General features: G+C 53.9%; 8 protein-coding genes. 4 read left to right on the top strand and 4 right to left on the bottom strand.

The features are described 5' to 3' along the window. The first annotated feature begins 100 nt into the window (after nt 1–100). The 4 genes from POG22_RS07860 (at nt 101) to POG22_RS07845 (ending at nt 6,978) form a co-directional block, all read left to right on the top strand. Nucleotides 101–1,783: an ABC1 kinase family protein gene (locus POG22_RS07860; RefSeq protein WP_498904587.1), complete on the top strand. Its 1,683-nt coding sequence runs from the start codon at nt 101–103 to the stop codon at nt 1,781–1,783. A 511-nt stretch (nt 1,784–2,294) separates the two neighbouring features. Further along, a complete protein-coding gene (locus POG22_RS07855; protein WP_498904586.1) occupies nt 2,295–4,847 on the top strand; it encodes a TonB-dependent siderophore receptor in 2,553 nt (850 codons plus the stop codon). Nucleotides 4,848–4,856: 9 nt separating this feature from the next. Next, on the top strand, nt 4,857–6,134 hold the full coding sequence (locus POG22_RS07850; protein ID WP_063719738.1) for an MFS transporter: 1,278 nt from the start codon (nt 4,857–4,859) through the stop codon (nt 6,132–6,134). 442 nt (nt 6,135–6,576) lie between these two features. Next, a complete protein-coding gene (locus POG22_RS07845) occupies nt 6,577–6,978 on the top strand; it encodes a hypothetical protein (protein ID WP_150128284.1) in 402 nt (133 codons plus the stop codon). A 169-nt stretch (nt 6,979–7,147) separates the two neighbouring features. Here POG22_RS07845 and POG22_RS07840 read toward each other — a convergent pair whose 3' ends face one another. The 4 genes from POG22_RS07840 to POG22_RS07825 all read right to left on the bottom strand — a co-directional run bounded on the left by POG22_RS07840 (nt 7,148) and on the right by POG22_RS07825 (nt 21,437). Beyond that, entirely contained in the window at nt 7,148–7,924 is a 777-nt protein-coding gene (locus POG22_RS07840; RefSeq protein ID WP_498904584.1) for a thioesterase II family protein, read from the bottom strand. Between the two features lie 55 nt (nt 7,925–7,979). Then, nucleotides 7,980–11,558 carry a type I polyketide synthase gene (locus POG22_RS07835; RefSeq protein ID WP_498904583.1) on the bottom strand — a complete coding sequence of 1,193 codons (3,579 nt, stop codon included), beginning with the start codon at nt 11,556–11,558 and terminating at the stop codon, nt 7,980–7,982. A 30-nt stretch (nt 11,559–11,588) separates the two neighbouring features. Continuing rightward, nucleotides 11,589–16,244: a type I polyketide synthase gene (locus POG22_RS07830; RefSeq protein WP_498904581.1), complete on the bottom strand. Its 4,656-nt coding sequence runs from the start codon at nt 16,242–16,244 to the stop codon at nt 11,589–11,591. A gap of 90 nt (nt 16,245–16,334) precedes the next feature. Next, on the bottom strand, nt 16,335–21,437 hold the full coding sequence (locus tag POG22_RS07825) for a beta-ketoacyl synthase N-terminal-like domain-containing protein (protein ID WP_498904579.1): 5,103 nt from the start codon (nt 21,435–21,437) through the stop codon (nt 16,335–16,337). Nucleotides 21,438–21,458: the final 21 nt, after the last annotated feature.

Genomic DNA, 21,458 nt, shown 5'->3' with positions numbered 1-21,458 from the left:
TAACATAGGCGTTTTGCGACCTCGACTGAGGTGCGATCGCCTGAAAACCTGCTGAATTTTCACGTCCTCTCCCCGCCAAACAGACCCAGCATCGACCTCTATGTTAGTTAAGGCCGCTCCCAAACCGTTACGCTGGCAACGGACTAAAAACTCTCTCGTCGCCCGTCAGATCGAAATTTTCTCCGCTACGGCGAAACTATTTTTTTTTCTGGGCTGGGATCGGGTGCGGGGAAAAGACGACCCCGAACACCGCCAGCGTCGGGCAGATTGGCTCGTTAACACCTTACTCGATCTCGGACCGACGTTTATTAAAATCGGTCAGGCGTTTTCGACGCGGGGCGACTTGCTGCCCCTCGAATATATTCGGGCGCTGTCGCGACTGCAAGATAAAGTTCCCGAATTCAGTGCAGACGAAGCCGTCAGCCTCATCGAATTGGAGCTGAAACATTCGGTTTACGGACTGTTTCGGGATTTCGATCGCCGTCCGATCGCCGCCGCGAGTTTGGGACAAGTTCACCGGGCGCGGTTGCATACCGGCGAAGACGTGGTGGTGAAGGTGCAACGTCCCGGCTTGGAGAAACTGTTTAATTTAGATTTCCAAGTTATCTATCAGTTGGTTCTGTTTTTCGAGCGGACGTTTCACTGGACTCGGAAATACGATCTCGAGTCGATCTATCAAGAGTTTCGCACGTTAATTTATCAAGAAATCGATTACGTTCACGAAGGACAAAACGCCGAACGATTTCGTGAAAACTTCATCGAATCTTCCAATATTTTAGTCCCAAGAGTCTATTGGCGTTACACCACGTCGAGAGTTTTAACCCTCGAATATTTGCCGGGAATTAAAATTAACGACAAAGCGACGTTAGAAGCTTCGGGAATCGACGTCAAACAGCTCAATACGTTGGGGATTGGCTGTTATCTCAAACAACTTTTGGTCGATGGTTTTTTCCATACCGATCCGCATCCAGGGAACATGGCAGTCACCCCCGAAGGACATATCATCTTTTACGATTTCGGGATGATGTCTGAAATTAATTCCCTGAACAAAGCGGAAATGACGCGATCGTTTTTTGCGGTATTGCGAAAAGATACGGACGAAGTTCTCGAAACCCTGGTCTCGATGGGACTCGTGGAAGACACGTCAGATATGACCCCCGTGCGAAACCTCATTCAATTCGCGCTCGATCGCTTCCGCGATCGCCCGGTGGAATTCCAAGAATTTCGGGAACTCAAACACGAACTGTACGCTATGTTCGAGCAGCAACCGTTTCGGCTTCCGGCGCAAATGACCTTTGTATTGAAAGCCTTGGGAACTCTCGACGGAATTGCTCGAACGTTAGACGATCGATACAGTATCATTGCTTGCGCGAAGCCCTTCGTCAAAGAACTCGTGGAAACGCAACAAGGACGCGGGCAAATTTTGGGAGAACTGGCTCGTCAAGCGAAAAGTTTGGTTACGAAACCGTTCGATCGCCCCAGTCGAGCTGAAGTGTTGATTCACCAACTCGAAGAACGCTTAGAACGGGGAGATTTCCAAATTCGCGTCAACTCGCCACAAACGCAAAAGCAACTCCAACGGTTGCAACTGACGCTCAAAACGCTCGTTTACGCTTGTATGACGGGATTTACGTTATTATCTGGGGCGGTGTTTTTGTCGATTCCCCACAAGGTTCTGGCCTTTTGTTCTTTTGGGGCGGCGGGATTGAGCGTGTTGTTTTTCTTGAAAGCGGCGATCGAACTGGCGTTACGAGAGCGGTTCGACAAAATGGCGCAAAAGTAAGGGTTCACCACAGAGACACAGAGGTTCTGGCTGTGGGGCGAAACACCGCTGTTTGAGATTCGGATTCCGTCACCGACAGCACTCTGGCGGAAGACGTTTGGCAAAGTTATTAAAAAAGAGTCTCAAGAATGTGGTTTGAGGGTTCGATGCAATATTTAAGAAAGATTCTTAATAACTGCAATCTTCGTTTCGTCGTCTGTCGTTCGGTTATTCGGGACTTCCCATCGCGGATTTGACGGAATCCGATGGAATGTCCCCTCAAAGCCGAAAGTAGGTCGATCCTAGTTTTAAGTATTGTCTTTTATTCTTATATGTAAATATAGAGATATTTTTGAGGCGACCCGTACTGCTCTCGAGTCGAGATTTATCCTTGCCCTCAAAGGCTGGAGGTGTTTGCGTTCGAGTCCGAACTTTGGGAAAATTGCTCCTACTTATTGCATATAAATCCTAATACCGCCTATAGTAATTGAGATTAATTTCTGTTAATTGTGGAACGGTAGGATATTCAAACATGACAGACCTATGGTGGAGGAGTGTATGGGCAGCCAGTTTCAGCGTCTCTAGCGCCATCGTCGCTCAGCCGGTTCAGGCTCAGGCAACGCTGACGCAAATCGAGCGAGTCCAGCTCCAAGCCGTCGAAGGCGGCATCGAAATTATTCTCGAAACGCGGGACGGTCGTACCCCGCAACTGGTGACCTCCCGCGACGGCAATACTTGGATTGCAGAGGCGATCGACAGCCAACTGGTAGAAGGTGCCAGTTTCGAGCAGGTCGATCCGGCTCCGGGGATCGAATCCGTGACGGTGCGATCGCAAGAAGCCAACAGCGTTCGCATTACCGTCGTCGGCGGCGAAGTGGCTCCGAGCGTTAACGTCGTCGATGGTGCAGCCGGAACTGTCATCCTGAGCGTTCGCGTCTCGGATACCGCCGATACGACAGAACCTCCGGCGATCGCAGAAGAAGACGAAACCACCCCAAGCGACTCTCCAGACGTTGGCGGCGACGCCTTGCGAATCGTGGTGGTTGGAGAACAGCTCGAAGAGAGCGAGTATTTCGTCCCCGAAGCCAGTACCGCCACGCGTACCGACGCTCGCTTGCTCGACGTTCCCCAGTCGATTCAGGTAGTGCCGCGAGAAGTTATCGAAGACCAACAGGCGATCGACCTCGACGAAGCCGTTCGTAACGTCAGCGGTGTCGTCGCCAACACCGTTGAAGGAAGTGGGTTTCGCTTTTCCATCCGGGGGTTCGACGGGGCTAACGTGTTACGAGATGGCTTTAACTTATCGGCTTCCGATAGTACCCTGCGCGGCGGTTTGGCGGTACTTTCAGAAACCGCCAACCTCGAACAAATCGAGATCCTCAGAGGCCCGGCGTCGATCCTTTACGGCGACCTCAACCCTGGCGGCGTCGTTAACCTCGTGACCAAACAACCGTTAGAAGACCCCTTTTACCAACTCGAACTGCAAGGGGGAACCCGAGGTCTGTTTCGACCGAGTATCGATGTATCGGGGCCGCTGACGACCGACCGAAGCCTCCGCTATCGGCTCAACGCACTCTATCAAACCGATAACGGTTTTCGAGAGTTCGACCAGAACTTCGAGCGGTTTTTTGTGGCTCCCGTTCTCGCCTGGGATATTGGCGATCGCACCGAACTGACCCTAGAACTAGAATATTTAAACGACGAGCGACCTTACGATACGGGAACTCTGGCGTTTGGAGACGGGATTATCGACATTCCCCGCGATCGCATCGCCAACGAACCCAACGACTCCAGAGAACAAGATACCCTCATCCTCGGATATACCTTCAACCACGAGTTTAGCGATAGTTGGGAAATTCGCAACGCACTGCGATACGCGCGTCAGTCTGTAGACGCTCGAGTCGCAAATCCCTTCGCCTTTAACGAAAGTACGGGGATTCTCACCCGTTTAGACGCAGAGGTCGATAACTTCAGAGAAAGCGTCGCCGTACAAACCAACGCTGTCGGCGAGTTCGAGACGGGGCCCGTCGAACACGAACTGCTCGTGGGGTTCGACTTCAGCAGCAACAGCACCGATCGCCTCACTGAAGGTAACTTTAGCGCACCGCTGCCGCTGAATATTTTCGATCCCGTTTACGAAGCCTTTCCCCGAGACAGCTCTCAACTGCTTCCCGTTCTCAACGAATTCGTCCGAACCAATCGCTTCGGCGTTTACCTGCAAGATCGCATTTCCGTGACCGACGAGTTAATGTTGCTGGCGGGGGTGCGTTTCGATTCCGTCGAACAAACCCTGACCACTGGCGAGACGTTTCGCGGCCCGGCCAGAGTCCCCGGTAGCCGAGAATCCCGACAAGACGACGCTTGGACGCCGCGTGTGGGGTTAGTGTACCAGCCGATTCCAGAGCTTTCGCTGTACGGGAGTTATTCGCGATCGTTTACGCCGAACTCCGCCACCACTGAAGACGGCGATTTTCTCGAACCCGAAGAAGGGGAAGGGTTTGAAGTTGGGGTGAAAACCGAATTCCTCGACGGACGGATGTTTGTCAACCTGGCGTATTTCAATATCACCAAGGAAAATATCGCCAACCCCGACCCCAACGCACAGACGCTGTTCGACGCTTTTATTGCCACGGGAGAGCAAAACAGCCAAGGATTTGAATTCGACCTCGGCGGAGAAATTTTACCGGGATGGGAAATTATCGCCTCCTATTCTTACATCGATGCCGAAGTCACCGAAGATACGGTGATTTCCACGGGGAACCGATTGATTGGCATTCCCGAACATAGTGCCAGTTTGTGGACGAAATACACGATTCCCAGCGGCGATTTTGAAGGGTTGGGGTTTGGCTTTGGGATTAACTACGTTGGCGAACGAGAAGGGGATCTCAACAACAGTTTTCAGCTCGACGATTATCTGTTGACGAATGCGGCGATCTATTACGAACAGGAAACCTGGAGCGTTGCCGTCAACCTTAAAAACATCTTCGATGTCGAGTATATCCAAGGCGCTCCCATCAACCGCTTTCGCAATATTGAAGTGGGAGAACCGTTTACCGTTCTGTTTTCGCTGTCGTTCGAGTTTTAAAGGTTTTTAATGCACTTGAGACCCCGCCTGAAGAAATTTGGATTGTTGGGGAGTTTGTACCTCTCGCAGTTCGTCCCGTTTTGGTTTCTTTATCAAGCGTTACCGATTTTGCTGCGACAAAAGGGAATGTCGTTAGAAGCGATCGGGTTGTTACCGGCGATTCTACTGCCGATTTCGCTGAAGTTTCTATGGTCGCCGTTCATCGATGCCTACGGCTTTACGCGATGGGGACATTACCGATTTTGGATTATCTGTTTTCAACTTTGGGTCGCTGGTGTCACCGTTTTTTGTGGTTTTCTCAGTGTCGAGGAAAATTTGCCATTGCTGTTAGTGGGATTGTTACTTATCGCTATCGGGAGTGGCAGTCAAGATATTGCCACAGACGCGCTGGCGGTGAGGTTATTAAATCCTGAAGAACGGGGTGCGGGGAATGCCGTACAGGGAATTGGCGGTGCGATCGGACGGACGATCGGTGGCGGTGGAATGTTGATTTTACTGAACCGTTGGGGATGGCGATCGAGTTTGTTGTCTTTAGCGGCGATTACGATCGCGGCGTTAGTTCCTCTGTTGTTTTATCGCGAACCTGTAGAACTCAAATCGCGTCGAACTCAGCATAAATTTAGCCTGCATCCAAAATTTTGGCTGCGAAGTGCGATCGCCTACGTCAAAATTTTCATCGAAACCTGTCAGCGTCCGGGGATTAAAAGTTGGCTGGCAATTTTGGCACTGATGACGGCGGGATATAACCTCTCGGCGACGATGTTTCGTCCGTTACTCGTCGATATTGGTTGGTCGTTAGAAGAGATTGGCTGGCTGCTGGGAGTTTTCGGAATGACGATGACCATATTCGGGTCGTTAGTGGCGGGATCTCTAGTGTCGAAAATCGGACGCAAGCGATCGTTTCTCGTGGCGTTGAGTTTAACGACGGTGGGGATTTTGACGCAAGTTTTACCGACGTTGGGTTGGACGCAACCGCCGATTTTGTACGGGATCGTCAGTCTTTCATTTTTTGCGATGGGAATCACGGGAACCACGACGTTTACTATCATGATGGATAACAGTCGTCGAGATATGGCGGCAACGGACTATACGTTACAAACATCTGTGATTCCTTTGTGCAGCATTTTATCGGCAGCGTTGAGTGGTTCGATCGCGGGTGCGATCGGCTATCGCAGCGTATTTTTAATAAGTGCTGCCATTTTAATCGGCTGCATTGGTTTTGTTTATCGATCGCTCGCTATTTTTGAGGGCGATCGTGTAGGAGTCGGTCGAGAAACGATGGGTTGATACGGAATCCGTTTTTGATGAGCCGAAATTCTCGATTTTTTAAGGTGCATCTCAACCATGTAAATCGATCGAAGGCAAGTTTGAGTCCTCGATTTAGCTACTACCTCAAACTCATATTTTTACAAAAATGAGATGCACCCTTTTGAGGTTTGATACGAAATCCGAATCTAAAACACTGATTTTACCCAACCGAACAAGCCCCTCTCTGTGTCCTCTGTGTCTCTGTGGTGAAAACATCTTAAAACCTAGCTTATCGACAAAAAATAGAGTATCAAACACTGATTTTACCCAACCGGACAAGCCCCTCTCTGTGTCCTCTGTGCCTCTGTGGTGAAAACATCTTAAAACCTAGCTTACCGACAAAAAATAGAGTATGAATTTTGCATAAATGGCTTGCCTAAAAAGTTAAAAAAAATGATGATGTTTTCAAGGAGAATCTAAAATGGTTGAAATTGACGAAACAAACTATCCTATGGTTTCTGTGAAATTTACAGAAGTTGCCACGCTCGAAGATACAGAAACCTATCTCGCTTGCTTTACCGATTGGTTGGCTCGAGAAAATCCTTTTGGCTTAATGTTATTTCGAGGAAATTCAGAAGAAGTAGAAGACCGCGAAATGGCGAAACAGTCTCATAATTTGGTCGTGCGTTGGGCGAAGGAAAATAAAGCGAACATCGCGCGGTATTGTATGGGGTTGGCAGTGGTGGGCGACTTGTCGAAAATGTCGGAAAAACAGCAGCAAATGGCTCCAAAGGCGCTCGGCGTTTTATTTGGTTGTCCCGGTCAAATTTTTGGCAATTCGACCGATGCAGAACGGTGGCTTCAACAACAGTTAAATCGGTAAAAACGAGTCAATTTGTTGTAGCCAGTTGAGAAATTTTCGGCATCAAATTGAAGTGCACCCCTATCGCGCAGCTCTCGATGAGAGTTTCTCGATCGATATTCCTTCTCATTTTTTAGCACAAAAGGCTCTTTTATTTTGATGCCTTTTTCTTAGAAAAAGAGAGGTAATTCTATGAAATAGAGATACACCCATCGATCTTCGCAGAATTTTTTAAATCCTGGCAAAGATAGCTACTAAATTCGTCGAATTTTGAGTGAATGAAAAAGTGATCGCCGGAAAGCAGATAGAAAGAAGTTTGATGGTTGGTCTGGATTTTCCAAGCTTCTAGAAAATCGATCGTCGTTTCGGGATCGTTCAGTCCGCCAAACACAGAAATCGGACAAGATAGGGGATCTTCGGATCGATAAGAGTAGGTTTCAACGACTGAAAAATCGGCGCGTAAAATGGGTAATACGAGTGCCAAAAGTTCGGGATTTTGAAATACCTCGTTTGGCGTACCGTTGAGGCGGCGAAGGGCTTCGATAAATTCTGGTTCGGGTAACTGATGGATTGGGGGAACGATGGGCGGTGTTTGAGGCGCACATCGTCCCGAAACGCACAATCGAAGGGGTTTTATTCGATAGTTTTTTCGGAGTAAACGGGTCAGTTCAAACGCAATCAGCGCCCCCATGCTATGACCGAAAAAGGCAAAGGGTTTGTCGAGATAGGGATAAATTACGGGTGCGATCGCCTCGACAATTGAGGAAATATTTGTTAATAACGGTTCTTGTAAGCGAAATCCTCGACCGGGGAGTTCGATGGGATAAACGCCAATATTTGATGGAAAGCGATCGCGCCAGCCTCGAAAGCTTAGGGTTCCACCTCCGGCGTAGGGAAAGCAAAACAGCCGAAGTTCGTCGGCGTTGTTGGAATTGAACTGGGGAATCCAAGGGGTTTCGATTTTCATGGGTTTTTGTGTTTTCAACATTAGTGTTTTAGAAAAACGCGATCGCTCCTCAAAATTACAAAATCAAACTCTCCATTTCTTCAGATTCTGAGGACGATTGAGTTTGAAGCACTAACGACGTTAGCGTTTGTTGTTCTAACAGCGTATTTGCCAGTTGTGCGATAGTCGATCGCCCTAAAAAGTTTTCGATGGGTAAACGAATTTGAAAGTCCTTTTCTATTTGACTCTGAAGTTCAAAGGCGATGAGAGAATCGACGAGTTCAGCGAGGTGATAATCTCGGTTGAGCTTGTCTTCCGGTAGCCTCAATAACTTGGCGAGGATGGCGATTAAATACCCTTCGATACTCTCGAGTTGTTCGGATTCGGAGAGTTCTGAAAGTTGCGATACATTGGGAACGGCGATCGCGCGATGTTGGAGGTTTTCGGAAGTCGAAGAAGAACTGAGGTTCGATCGCAATTTTGTCGCCGTCGCGTTCAAACGTCGCAATTGGAGTTCTGTGGCTTTCACCACGGGTTTTCCATTTTCGGTTAACAGCATTACGTCCGCCGAAAGCGTCGCCGTGCGATCGCGATTTTGCCAGTCTTCTACTGGGGTTTGAATTTTGGTATAGGCGTATTTCGGTGGATTTTGTGGGTCGAGTTCGTCGAGTTCTAACTGTTGCAAACTCAGGATGATGTAGGTATCTGAAAGATGCGGCGGAACGCAGGCGGCGAAAACTTGGAAACAGGCGTCGAGGGCTTGCAGCGGTAAATGGTACTCTGACGCTAGGGTTGATTTTGGCTGTGTCAACTGTCCCAGGGCTTCCCCGTCTTTGCGCCAGACAGTGTTTAAGACTTGGCAACTTGCGCCGAGATCGGCTCCGTGCGATCGCATTTGTTGATAGAAGGTTTCGCCATCCCAGCAATCGCTGAATTGCTGTTTTAAGGCGTCGATTTTAAGATCGGAAACTTGAGAAAACTCCGGCGAAAGGGTAAATTGAGCTTCTCCCGCCAGGTGTGGAACCCACGGTGCAGACTCCGACGCTTGAGGCGGTTGGCTGAAAATTTGAAATTCTGCGCGATCGCCCGGTTGAGGGGTTAAAATCAACTGCACCCGATGGCAGCGATCGGAGGAAAACGATAAGGGATGGGGAACCCGCAACCCGTTCCAGCGACGAACTGGACGATTCCAGGTGGCGATCGCCCCGGCTTGCAACATCTCCAAATACACTGCTAAATTGGCGATGGGTTGACCCTGTAACTGATGATCGCGCACCAAGGGAAGGCGATCGAGATGCCAGTTCGCTTCAAATTGAATGGCAGACAGGGGAGAGGACAGACGACGACCGAGTAAACTGTCCGAAGGTGGCAGCGGTGCAGTCGGAGAGGGATTCGGAAGGTCGTAAGATTGGCGTTGGAAAGGATAGGTCGGTAGCGCGATCGCCTGACGCTGTTGTCCCGCTTCGACGGCGTGCCAGCAAACATCGACGCCTCGCAGGTACAGTAGGCGTAAACTGTCTAACAGAACTTCCCAATCGGTGCGTTGAGAGTCGAGAGAGGGCAGCCAAAGAAGGTTTGAGGTAGAGGTTTCGCAGGTTCCCAGGGCGATCGCACTGTCGCAATCGGCTTGTTGCAACGATGCGATCGCCGATTCTGAAATTCCCGGTTTGTCGAGAGTTTCGGGGAGTTGCGCGAACAATTCCACTAAATTCAACTGTCCCGACGCCCAAGCTGCTACCTGTGCGCCGATTCCATCGCCTACCGTCACCATCGGTTCGATTCCCCACGATCGCCACAGTTGGGTTAAGGCGACTTGACGAGAAACGGCGATCGCCACCGGGAAATTCTCCGGTTTTCGTTCCTGACAAACCGACAACAACAACGCCGCCGTGTCAGCATCGAGACAGTCCGCACAGGCTTCGATCGCCGCTTTGAAGGCTGGGGCGCTCTCGTAAAGTGAAGGATCGATATCGATCGCGCGATCGCTGACGGGGGGAAAGTAGAACCCAATTTTCAGCGGTGGCGTAGCGGTGGTGTCGGAAATGGCGTCTGACGGCGTTTCTAAACACTGCTGAAGTTGCGATCGCGTGGAAACCCGGAACGCGAGACGATGGGAAAAGTGCGATCGCCCGGCGTTTTCCGTCACGCAAATCTCCGCCAGTTCCAACTCGGGGCGATCGCGCAGGTACTCAGCTAAATCGGTTACCCGTTGCTGGAGGGCGCGTTGGGATTTCGCCGACAAACAGAGAAGTTGGGGCGATCGCGCGGGTTTCGGAGATTTTGAGGGGGCTGGGGCGGATTCGAGGATGACGTGGGCGTTGGTTCCGCTGAAGCCAAAGGCGCTAATTCCCGCCAGACGAGTTCCATCGCGGTTCGCGATCCAAGGGGTGCGTTCGGTGGGAACGGTGATGTGAGTGCGATCGATGCGATCGTTGAGTTGCTGGAAATGCAAGTGTTGCGGAATTTCCCCCCGTTGCATCGCCAACACCACTTTTATCGATCCGGCGATTCCCGCAGCGGCTTCCAAATGTCCGATATTGGTTTTCACCGAACCGATCGTGAAGGGTTGTTGGCGATTTTCCCCGAGAACCGCACTGAGCGATCGCACTTCGATCGGGTCGCCGAGAGGGGTTCCCGTACCGTGCGCTTCAATATATTGAATATCTTGGGGATCGACGCGAGCATTTTGCAACGCCGATCGCACCACCGCCTGTTGCGCCGTTCCGTTAGGAACCGTCAAACCACTACTGCGTCCGTCGTGATTCACCGCCGAACCACGAATCACCGCTAAAATGCGATCGCCGTCGGATTGCGCGTCGCTCAACCGTTTGAGGGCGATCGCGCCGCAGCCTTCCCCGCGTCCGTACCCGTCTGCTGAAGCGTCGAAGGTTTTGCAATACCCATCAGGAGACAAGGCGTTCAGTTTCGCCATCGCCAAGGTGGTTTGCGGGGCCATCATCAAATAAATTCCCCCCGCGACGCCCAAGCGACATTCTCCCAAGCGCAAACTCTGACACGCGAGATGAACGGCGACGAGAGAGGAAGAACAGGCGGTATCGACAGCTAAGGCGGGGCCGCGAACTCCCAGCCAGTGGGCGATGCGTCCGGCGGCGATACTTAAGGCGTTCCCCGTGGCACTATAGATATCGATACCCGCTTCGTCGCCAAAGAGGGAAGATTTCAGAAATTCGTTTAAACTGATGCCGAGGAATACTCCCGTCTGACTGTCCATCAACCGAGACGGCGCGATTCCCGCATTTTCCAAGGTTTCCCAACTGACTTCTAAGAGTAACCGCTGTTGCGGATCCATCGTCGCCGCTTCTCGAGGGCTGATTCCGAAAAAGTCCGGGTCGAATTCGTCGATACGATCGAGAAAACCGCCCCGCTGCGGATAGCCAGGTTGCGATCGCCCCAACAGTTGGCGGCGGCGTTCGGGGATTTCGCCGACGGCGTTTTTTCCCTGAGATAACAGGTTCCAAAACGACTCGGGATCGGTGACGCCGCCGGGGAACCGACATCCCATCCCGACGATGGCGATGGGTTCGGTGTGCGATCGCTCGAGTTGGTCGATGCGGGTTCGCATTTCCTGCACTGTCAAAGCGGCGCGTTGTAGGGGGGATAAGGTTTGGGTCGAGTTTTGGGGAAAGTCAGTCATCGTGATTTCGGAGGTTTTCAGCGGTTGGGGTTACTTCTGTGTGACCCAGGTGGAAAATTCGCGATCGATCAGGGCTAAAAGCTCGTTTTCAGAGAGATCTCGCACGGCGTTTTCGGGAGTTTCCGGCGGTTCGACGGGGCGATCGCCTTCTGACGGGGACAGTTGACTGAGGAGATAGTCCGCTAGGGTTTTGGGATTGGGACAGTCAAAGGTCAACGTGGACGACAACACCAAGTCAAAGCGAGTTTGCAGGCGATTTTTCAACTCCAACGCCATCAGCGAATCCAATCCCAACTCGAAGAATCCCGTATGAGGATCGAGGGTTTCCGTGGCGTCGGCTCCTACTACCACACAAATCTCTTTTTGTAAACCCTCAAAAATGCGATGGTAGCGTTGCACTGGGGACAGACTGTCCCAACCGTCGCGCCAAGTTGAAGATACGGCTTCGACGGGGGAAGAGACGAGGGATTCGAGTAACCGATATCGCCCCGGATCGGGCAGTTGCGCGGCAAATCGCGACCAATCGATGGGTAACGCGCCGATATGGTGGGGACTCTCGCGATCGCAAATTCCCACGCGATCGAGCAATGCGAATCCTCGTTCGAGGGTTAACAGTTCCACCCCCGCCTGTTTCCACCGCTGCTGGCTGCGATCGTCCAACTTCGCCGCCATTCCCGATTCCGCCCAGGGGCCCCACTGCACGCTGAGTCCGGCGAGTCCTCGGCTGCGACGGAGGCTGACGAGACCGTCGAGAAAGGCGTTGGCGGCGGCGTAGTTCCCTTGACCGGGAGACCCTAAAATCGAGGCGGCGGAGGAGAACACGACAAAGGCGTCGAGATCGAGGGATTCTGTATGACGGTGGAGGTTCCAAGCCCCCGCAACTTTGGGTTGCAAGACTTTTTCAAAGCGGTTCCAGCGTTGTTGGAGGAGGACGCCGTCGTCTAGGACTCCCGCCAGATGGAAGACGCCTTTAATGGGGGGTGCGGTGTTTTTCAAGCTGGCGAAGACGGAAGCTATATCGGCGTCGATCGCAACGTCTGCTTGTCGGCGATGGATGCACACCCCTCGCGCCTCCAATTTCTGTAATTGAGATTCCGCTTGGGGAGAAGGCGATCGCCGTCCCAACAGGGCCAAATGCTGCACGCCGCGATCGACCAGCCATTTCGCTAACTCGAGTCCCAACCCGCCAAACGCCCCGGTAATGAGATAGGTTCCCTCGGGATTCAACGCGGTTTTCTCAGATTTGGGTTTCCAAGGTTGCAATCGTTGTCCGTATCGCCGGTTGGAACGCAAGGCGACGCGATCTTCGGGATCGATCGCCCCAATTTCGGCTGCGATCGCCTCGACCATATCCTCGTCGAACTGGGCGGGAATATCGAGTAAACCACCCCACCGCTGCGGGTGTTCGAGGGCGAGGGTTCGACCCAATCCCCACAGCAAACTCTGTACTGTCGAGGTGGGATTTTCGCCGGATTCCACCGGTTGCGCGGCTTGCGTGACCACCCAAAGCCGACCCGTTGCGGACACTGAATCCTGAGCGATCGCTTTGGCGAGATGGAACAGTCCCGCACAACTGGGATAGTTGCAAGTCACATCGGGTTGCGGAGTTGGCGGCGGCGTTCCGGTGTCGTCCAATCCCCACAAATAGACGATACCCGACCAAGACCGCGATCGCGCTAACGTATCAAAGGCTTCGGTATCCTCGGGAGAAAGGGCGTTCGCACTGCTGGAAGTGTCGGCGTAGCGCAGATGACAGGTTGCGCCGAGGGACGTTAAGCGAGTCGCCAGGCGATCGCCTAATCCGGTATGGCGATCGCCGAGAATTAGCCAATCTCCCGAGAAAGCCTTAATTTCTCGTTTTTCTAACCGTTTCCACTGCGACGCATAGAGACTTGGCGGCGAAGTCTCAACCTCTGAAATATCCGGTTTGACATCGATCCAATAGCGTTTGCGCTGGAAAGGATACGTGGGAAGCGAGACGCGGCGGCGAGGATAGTCGCGATCGAATCCTTGCCAGTCGATCGCTTTTCCTGACAAATATAACGTTTTCAAACTCTCCAACAACACCGACCAATCCGGTTGTCCCCGTCGCAAGGAGGGCAGCCAGAGAGGAGAGGTTTCGGAATCCGCCACACACTGACGCGCCAACCCCAATAACACCGGATGCGGCCCCACTTCGATCGCCGCCCGACAACCTAACTTTTCTAACGTTTGCGTTCCCTGAGTAAAACGCACCGGTTGGCGCAAATGCTGACACCAATAGTCCGCTCGACCGAGTCGTTCGGCGTCGGCGACAGTTCCCGTCAGGTTCGATATCACGGGAATTTCGGGCGATCGATATTCGATTTGACTGGCGACTTGACGAAACGCCTCTAAAATTCCATCGATGGCGGGGGAGTGGAAGGCGCGAGATACCTGAAGCGGAACCGCACGAATCTCCTGCTGAGTTAGATTTTTTATGACCTTTTCCACATCGGCTTTCGGGCCGGAAATCACCGTATTTCGGGGACTGTTGAACGCCGCCACCGTCACCGCGTCGAAGGGAGAAATCGCCGCTTCCACCACTGACGCTTCCGCCAAAACCGCCGCCATCGCCCCATCTTCGGGTAACTGTTCCATCAAGCGGGCGCGTTCGGCGACAAACACTAACCCCGTTTCCAAGCTGAAAACCCCCGCCACGCAAGCGGCGACGTATTCCCCCAAACTGTGACCCATCACCACGTCCGGTTCGACGCCCCAAGACTTCCACAGTTGGGCGATCGCGTATTCAATGGCGAACAACGCCGGTTGCGTGTAAGCGGTGCGATCGATCTGCGACATCGCCTCAACCGACGCATTGCTGGGATACAACACCGTCAGTAACGGATGTTCGAGATAGGGACGTAGAATTTCGTTACAGCGATCGAGAATCTCCCGAAATCGGGGACTGGTTTCGTACAGTTGTCGCCCCATGTGGAGGGTTTGCGATCCCTGTCCGGTAAAGAGAAACGCCGTTTTGACAGAAGTTTGGCGTTTGGCGCGATCGCCCGTTTTTTCGCTAACGGTAAACTCCGCCAGTTGTCGCCGCAAGTCCTCGATGGAACTGGCGACGATCGCCCCTCGGTGGGGAAAATGACAGCGTCCGGTATTGGCGCTAAAACAGACATCAGCGAGGGATGGGGTATCGCCCTGAACCTGTCGCCATTGCTGGGCGAGTTCGCTTAACGCCGCAGTCGATTTCGCCGAAAACGCCAACAAATGCAGGGGGCGATCGGGAGAATGGGGAGACGGCGCGACGGAAACCGGCGCTTCTTCTAAAATGACATGGGCGTTGGTACCGCTCATCCCGAAAGAACTCACCCCCGCAATCCGAGACTGACTTTCGGGAACCTTCCACGGCGTCCGTTGGGTGGGAACGGTTAAAGCCGGATTCGGCCAGTTCAGCGCCGGGTTAAACTGTTTTAGGTGTAAGTGGGGCGGAATCTCGCGATGTTGCATGGCCAACACCACTTTGATGACCCCAGCAATTCCCGCCGCCGCTTCCAAATGACCGATGTTGGTTTTCACCGAACCGAGGGCGAGGGGGTTGGAGGGATCGCGATCGCGGGCGAAGACTTGGGCGATCGCTTCGGCTTCAATGGGATCGCCGAGGGCGGTTCCCGTTCCGTGAACTTCTAGATAACTGACCTGTTGGGGGTTGACACCCGCACGGGTTAACGTGGTTTGAAAGAGTTCCTGTTGCGCGAGGCCGTTGGGAACCGTCAAACCGCTACTGCGTCCGTCGTGATCGATGGCCGTTCCGCGCACTACCGCTAGAATTTCGTTCCCATCGGCGATCGCATCGGAAAGGCGTTTGAGAACCACCACGCCGCAGCCTTCCCCCCGTCCGTACCCGTTAGCAGAGGCGTCAAACGGCTTACAGCGTCCGTCTGGAGACAGGGCGCGCATTTGCGAGAGAATGACGTACCCCCGAGGCGACAGCATCAAATTTACCCCTCCCGCGAGGGCGGTTCTACACTCGCGCGATCGCAGGTTCTGACAGGCTAAATGCAGGGCGACGAGAGACGAGGAACAGGCGGTATCGACGGCTAAGGTGGGGCCGCGAAAGCCGAACCAATGGGCTAATCGTCCCGCCGCGACGCTGGCGGTATTTCCGGTAAAAACGTAGGCGTTGAGAGTCTCGAGGCTTTGGGAATCGGCGTGTAACTGTCCGTAATCGGCGGAGTTAATCCCGACAAAGACGCCTGTATTGCTTCCGGCTAAGTCGGTAGCGGGAATTCCGGCGCGTTCTAAGGATTCCCACGCCACTTCTAACAGGAGTCGCTGTTGGGGGTCCATCGAGGTGACTTCTCGCGGCGAGAGATCGAAAAAGGGGGCGTCGAACTCGTCCACGCGATCGAGGAAATGACCCTTTCGGGTGTAACTTTTACCGGGGCGATCGCCGGTTTCGTCGTAGTCGCGATCGCCTCTCCAGCGCGTCTCGGGAATCGATCGCACGGTGTCTTTTCCCTGTTTCAACAGTTCCCAAAAGGCTTCGGGGCTGTTGGCGTCGCCGGGAAACCGACAGCCCATCCCGATAATGGCGATCGGTTCGGATTGGGAAGATTCGAGGGTTTTGACTTTTTCTTGTAGGGTTTCGATCGCCAAAAGCGCCCGTTTCAGGGGAGAGAGTTGAGGGGTGGGAGTCGAATCGGAAGCAGAAGTCATGTTGTTAGATGCAATGTCACAGTCGGGGTTTGAAATGTCTTCACCACATCAGAGACGGAGGACACCGAGAGTTGTAGGGTGAGGAAGCCTTTACGACAGTTCGAGATTTTGCAGTTTTTCGAGTAAGCGGGTTTCGGCTTCGGTTTCTGAGAGTTCTTGGATATCCTCGAACGTTAAAGTGGTTGGTGGTGACTCGGTTTTGCGGTGCGACCCCGCGCCGTCGCACGGACGGGGCTTACAGGGTGCGGACGCAGGTTCCGCACACAGCCCCTCCGCTAGGGAACGCGCACCAAGAGAGTGGTTTTGTGGAGTTTCGGGTAAGGCTTCGGAAACGGCGATTTTTGGGCGATCGCTCTCGAGATGTAAGATCGCCTGGAGTAAGTAATCGGCGAGGGATTCCAGGGTGGGATAGTTGAAACCCAGCGTCGCTGACAGGGGATGTCCGATTTCTCGTTCCAGACGGCTTCTCAACGTCACCATCGACAGGGAATCGAATCCCATCTCGAAAAAGCCCCGCGTCGGTTCGATATCTTCGGGGGAGGAACGCCCCAACACGCGGGCGAATTCTGCTTGTAACAGCCGAACCAGTAAGGGATGGCGATCGCTGCGACTGGCGCGATCGAGGTGTTGGAACCAGGAATCGCTGACAATCTCTGTAGACTGTTGGGAATTCTCCTCGAGATTGTCTTCGCCAAACCAGCAGCGTCGTCGTTGAAACGGATAGTTGGGAAGCGTCACGAGACGGCGAGAATAGGGGCGATCGAAGGCGTCCCAATCGATCTCAACGCCTCGAACGGTCAGTTTGGCTAAACTCTCGAGTAAGGTTTCCCAGGGGGTTTGAGACGATCGCAAACTGGGGAAATACGAGGGGCGATCGCTCGAGTTCGACCCCATTTCGATAAACAGGGTTTCTTCGGGAATGGCGGCGGTGGAAATGGTATCTGACGGTTCGCGAACCTGTTGTTTCCAGTAGTCTGGGGTGGCGATCGCGTCGGTGACGACTTGTCCGGTGCGCGGAGAGACGATCGCCTGTTTTGGAGCTTGGTAAGAAAGGTTGTTTGCGACGAGATCGAATTCCTCTAAGCCGCGATGCTTTGCTACAGCTAGTTTCAAGCCGTCTTCCAGGGAGAATACCCCCGCCAGACAAGCGGCGACGTACTCGCCAACACCCTGACCGACTAACCAATCTAACCTTAAACCCCAAGATTGCCACAATCGCGCGAGAGCGTACTCGATCGCAAACACGGCGGGTTCTATTAACACTTCGTCATCGAGGACTTCCGCGATCGATCGCCCCAGCAACGGATTTACAATGTCGTCGCAGGCGTCGAACACTTCCCGAAACAGCGGCGAAGTCTCGTACAGTTGTCGTCCCACAGCGGGAGACACAGGACAGGTTCCGGGGAAAACAAAGGCGATGGGGGCGCGAGACGGGGGTTCGTGTCCGCTGTAAACTCCCGACGGTTTCTCTCCTTGTAAGTATTGCGTCAAGCGTTCCCGCATCTGTTCGGGCGTTGCGGCGACGATGGCGAGGCGATGTCGAAACGTGGTTCGGTGGGCGTTGGCGGTGTAACAGATATCGGCGAACTCTTTTTCTGGCGCGGTTTGAAGATGCGATCGCATCTTGAAGGCCAATTCCGTTAACGCCTCGCGTCGGTGGGCGGAAAGCGTCAGCAGATGCAACGGGCGATCGCGGGTTGGGCGAGGCGGATCGATCGGCGGTGCGACCCCGCGCCGTCGCACGGCGCTAGGGAACGCGCACCAAGAGAGACGAACTGGGGCTTCTTCCACGATGACATGGACGTTACTTCCGCCAAAGCTGAAAGAACTGACCCCCGCCAAACGGCGTGGCGTTCGCGCCACCCACGGTTGATGCTGGGTGGAAATTTTGAAGGGCGTCCCCTCGAGGTCGATGAGGGGGTTGAGTTTCTGAAAATGCGGTTGGGCGGGAATTTCGCCGTGTTGGAGAACCAAAACCGTTTGGATAAGTCCGGCGATTCCCGCTGCGGCTTCCAAATGTCCGATATTGGCTTTCACCGAGGCGATCCAACAGGTATCCTGGGGCGATCGCCCGGTGTTGAGAACGGCTTTGAGGGCGGACAGTTCGATGGGATCGCCTAATGAAGTTCCCGTTCCGTGGGCTTGGACGTAGCCAATTTCATGGGGTTCGACTCCAGCGCGATCGAGGGCTTTACGCACGGCGTCTCGTTGCGACATTCCGTTGGGGGCGGTGAGTCCGTTACTGCGTCCGTCTTGGTTGGTGGCGGTTCCGCGCAACACCGCTAAAATGCGATCGCCGTCCCGTTGGGCGTCGGACAGGCGTTTGAGAATCACCAATCCACAACCTTCACTGCGAACGTAGCCGTCAGCCCGCGCGTCGAAGGTCTTACACCGACCGTCTGAGGCCATCATTCCCGCGTCGGAAAAGGCTAAATTCAAACGGGGGTTGAGAATGAGGTTTACCCCTCCGGCGATCGCGAGATCGCACTCTTGCAATCGCAGGTTTTGGGCGGCGGTGTGGACGGCGAGGAGAGACGCAGAACAGGCGGTGTCGATCGCCATGCTGGGACCTCGTAAATCCAACCAATAGGACAGACGGTTGGCGGTGATGCTGTAGGCGTTCCCGGTTCCCGCGTAAGCGTCGATATTGTCGAAATTCTCCAGTTGTAACCAACCATAGTCTTGAGAGGCGACGCCGACAAAAACCCCAGTTTCGCTTCCCACGAGGCTGTCGGGGCGGATTCCCGCGTGTTCTAAAGCGTTCCAAGTCACTTCCATCAACAGCCGTTGTTGGGGGTCCATGCGAGTGGCTTCGTGGTGGGAAATCCCGAAAAACTCGGGATCGAAGCGATCGACGCCGTCGATAAATCCGCCTTGATGGACGCCTTTTTTATCGCGGGGGAAGCGATCGCGATCCCAGCGATCGCGCGGAACTTCACCGATGGCGTCTTTCCCCTGTTTGACGAGATCCCAAAATTCCTCGGGACTGGACGCACCGGGAAAACGACAACCCATCCCGATAATGGCGATCGCATCGGTGTCTGTCGAGGGAGAACGGGCGGGTTGAGAAGGCGTCGGATGTACCGTCGGCGTGGACTCTTCGACAGTCTCTTCCCCCGCGATGTGGCACGACAACCCCGCGATCGTGGGATAATTCCACAGAACAGTGGGCGTCAGCGATCGCGAAAATTTCGTTTCGAGTTCTGCAAGCAGTGCGATCGCCCCTTGCGAGGTCAACCCGTGATAGGCCAAGGATTGTTGCGTGTCGATGTCTTCTAAGGCAATATCGAGTTGACGGGCGAGTTTCTGTTTGAGCCAAGTTTCGACCTCGCTGGCGGAGAGTTGGCGATCGCTTTTTGGGGGTTCGGGCGGTTCTTGCAGTTTTTTCGTCACCGCCTCGATATCAGAAGATAGCTGTAAAAACGACGTGCGATCGCGCGGGTCGTAACTCCACTCGCGCACGATATTTAAAGTACGGTTGAGGAATCCTTGGCGACAGGCTTGGCGTTGAATTTTACCGCTGGAGGTTTTGGGAATACTCGCCGTTCTCAACAACAACACCGCATGGACGGGGAGATCGTGGTTTTGGGCGATCGCCTGGCGAACCGCGATAATAATAGAGTCTAATTCGGGATGGCGAAGGTAAGTGCGCTCTAACTCCTGCGCTACCACCAACCGTTCTCGACCGTTGACGTCCACGGCGAAGGCTGCACCCGCCCCCAAGCGCAACCCCGGATGACAGGATTCGACAGTAGCTTCGATGTCCTGGGGATAGTAATTCGCGCCATCGATAATCATTAAATCTTTCAACCGTCCGGTGACGAACAACGCCCCGGTGTCGTCGAGAAAGCCGAGATCTCCGGTTCGTAAAAATTCGCGATCGCCGCCGTCGGAGAGTTTGGCGTTAAACGTGGCTTCGGTGGCCTCTGGGTTGTTCCAGTAACCCTGGGCGACGAGGGGACTATCGACCCAAATTTCGCCGACTTCGTAGGGAGGAAGTTGGCTGTGGGTGTCTGGGTGGACGATGGCGATTTCAGTTTCGAGAACCGGGCGACCGCAGGAGGCTAAGGTGAGACTGTCGGTGGTGTTGGGGTTGCAGGGAACGACGCGATCGCGCGAGAGTTCTCCGGCGTCCACCGTCAGCGACACGGGATTTTCGGATTTGGCGATCGCCGTGACTTTCAGCGTCGCTTCGGCCAAACCGTAGGCGGGACAATGGACGTTGGCGTCGAAGCCACAGTCGCCAAACGCCTCGGAAAACTTCGCCAACGTCGTCGGACGCACGGGTTCGGCCCCGTTCATCGCCATTTTCCAACACCTGAGATCGAGTTGCGATCGCTCGTCTTCCCCAATCTTCTGAACGCAGAGTTCGTAAGCGAAGTTGGGGGCGGCGGTGTGAGTTCCGCGATAGCGAGAGATGGCTTGCAACCAACGCACCGGACGCTGTAAAAACGCCACAGGTGCCATGACATAAGAGGGAATCCCCTGATAAATCGGCTGTAAAATCCCGTAAATCAAGCCTAAATCGTGGAACACCGGGAGCCAAGTGACGTTGACGCTCTCGGGGCTGTACTCCCAGGTTAAAGCTTGATCGGCGCTGCAATAGAGTAAGTTCTCGTGACTCACCATCACGCCTTTGGGATGTCCCGTCGAACCGGAGGTGTATTGCAAAAAGGCCAGGGTGTCCCCAGACAGGTCGGGAGGTTGCCAAAGTGCGCCGTCCCCCACACCGAACTCGTCGGTTCTGTACCACTGAATCCCTTGCAGGGCGGGGACTTTAGCCAACCAAGGGGAAATCTGCGCCATCACGTCTTGGGTGGTGAGGGCGATCGCGGCGTCGGCGTCTTTGAGAACGGCTTGTAGGCGGTGCAGGTGATGGTTGCGTCGCGGGGGATACAGGGGAACGGCGATCGCTCCGGCGTACAAACAGCCGAAAAAGGCGGCGACGAATTCTAAACCGGGGGAATATAGCAACAACACGCGATCGCCCGGACGGTGAGAGGACTGCAATCGAGCGGCGATCGCCCGGGCCCGCGCGTCGAGGGCGGCAAAACTCCAGATATCCTGTTCGTCTTCGCCGTTGCGGAGGAAGGTAAACGCCGTGGCGTCGCCCTGGGTGCTGGCTCGTTCGCGTAAAAGATCGACCAGGGTCGAACGGGATTTTCTCGAACCGATTTGTTGAGGTTGCGACACTGTTATCTCCGTTGCTCGAGG

This window comes from Geitlerinema sp. CS-897 (genome assembly GCF_028368005.1).
GTDB lineage: Bacteria > Cyanobacteriota > Cyanobacteriia > Cyanobacteriales > Geitlerinemataceae > Baaleninema > Baaleninema simplex.
This window is presented reverse-complemented; position numbering and strand designations above follow the sequence as displayed.

Coding starts and splice junctions, on each gene's coding strand:
- POG22_RS07860 (WP_498904587.1), top strand. CDS start 101: ATGTTAGTTAAGGCCGCTCCCAAACCGTTACGCTGGCAACGGACTAAA.
- POG22_RS07855 (WP_498904586.1), top strand. CDS start 2,295: ATGACAGACCTATGGTGGAGGAGTGTATGGGCAGCCAGTTTCAGCGTC.
- POG22_RS07850 (WP_063719738.1), top strand. CDS start 4,857: ATGCACTTGAGACCCCGCCTGAAGAAATTTGGATTGTTGGGGAGTTTG.
- POG22_RS07845 (WP_150128284.1), top strand. CDS start 6,577: ATGGTTGAAATTGACGAAACAAACTATCCTATGGTTTCTGTGAAATTT.
- POG22_RS07840 (WP_498904584.1), bottom strand. CDS start 7,924: ATGAAAATCGAAACCCCTTGGATTCCCCAGTTCAATTCCAACAACGCC.
- POG22_RS07835 (WP_498904583.1), bottom strand. CDS start 11,558: ATGACTGACTTTCCCCAAAACTCGACCCAAACCTTATCCCCCCTACAA.
- POG22_RS07830 (WP_498904581.1), bottom strand. CDS start 16,244: ATGACTTCTGCTTCCGATTCGACTCCCACCCCTCAACTCTCTCCCCTG.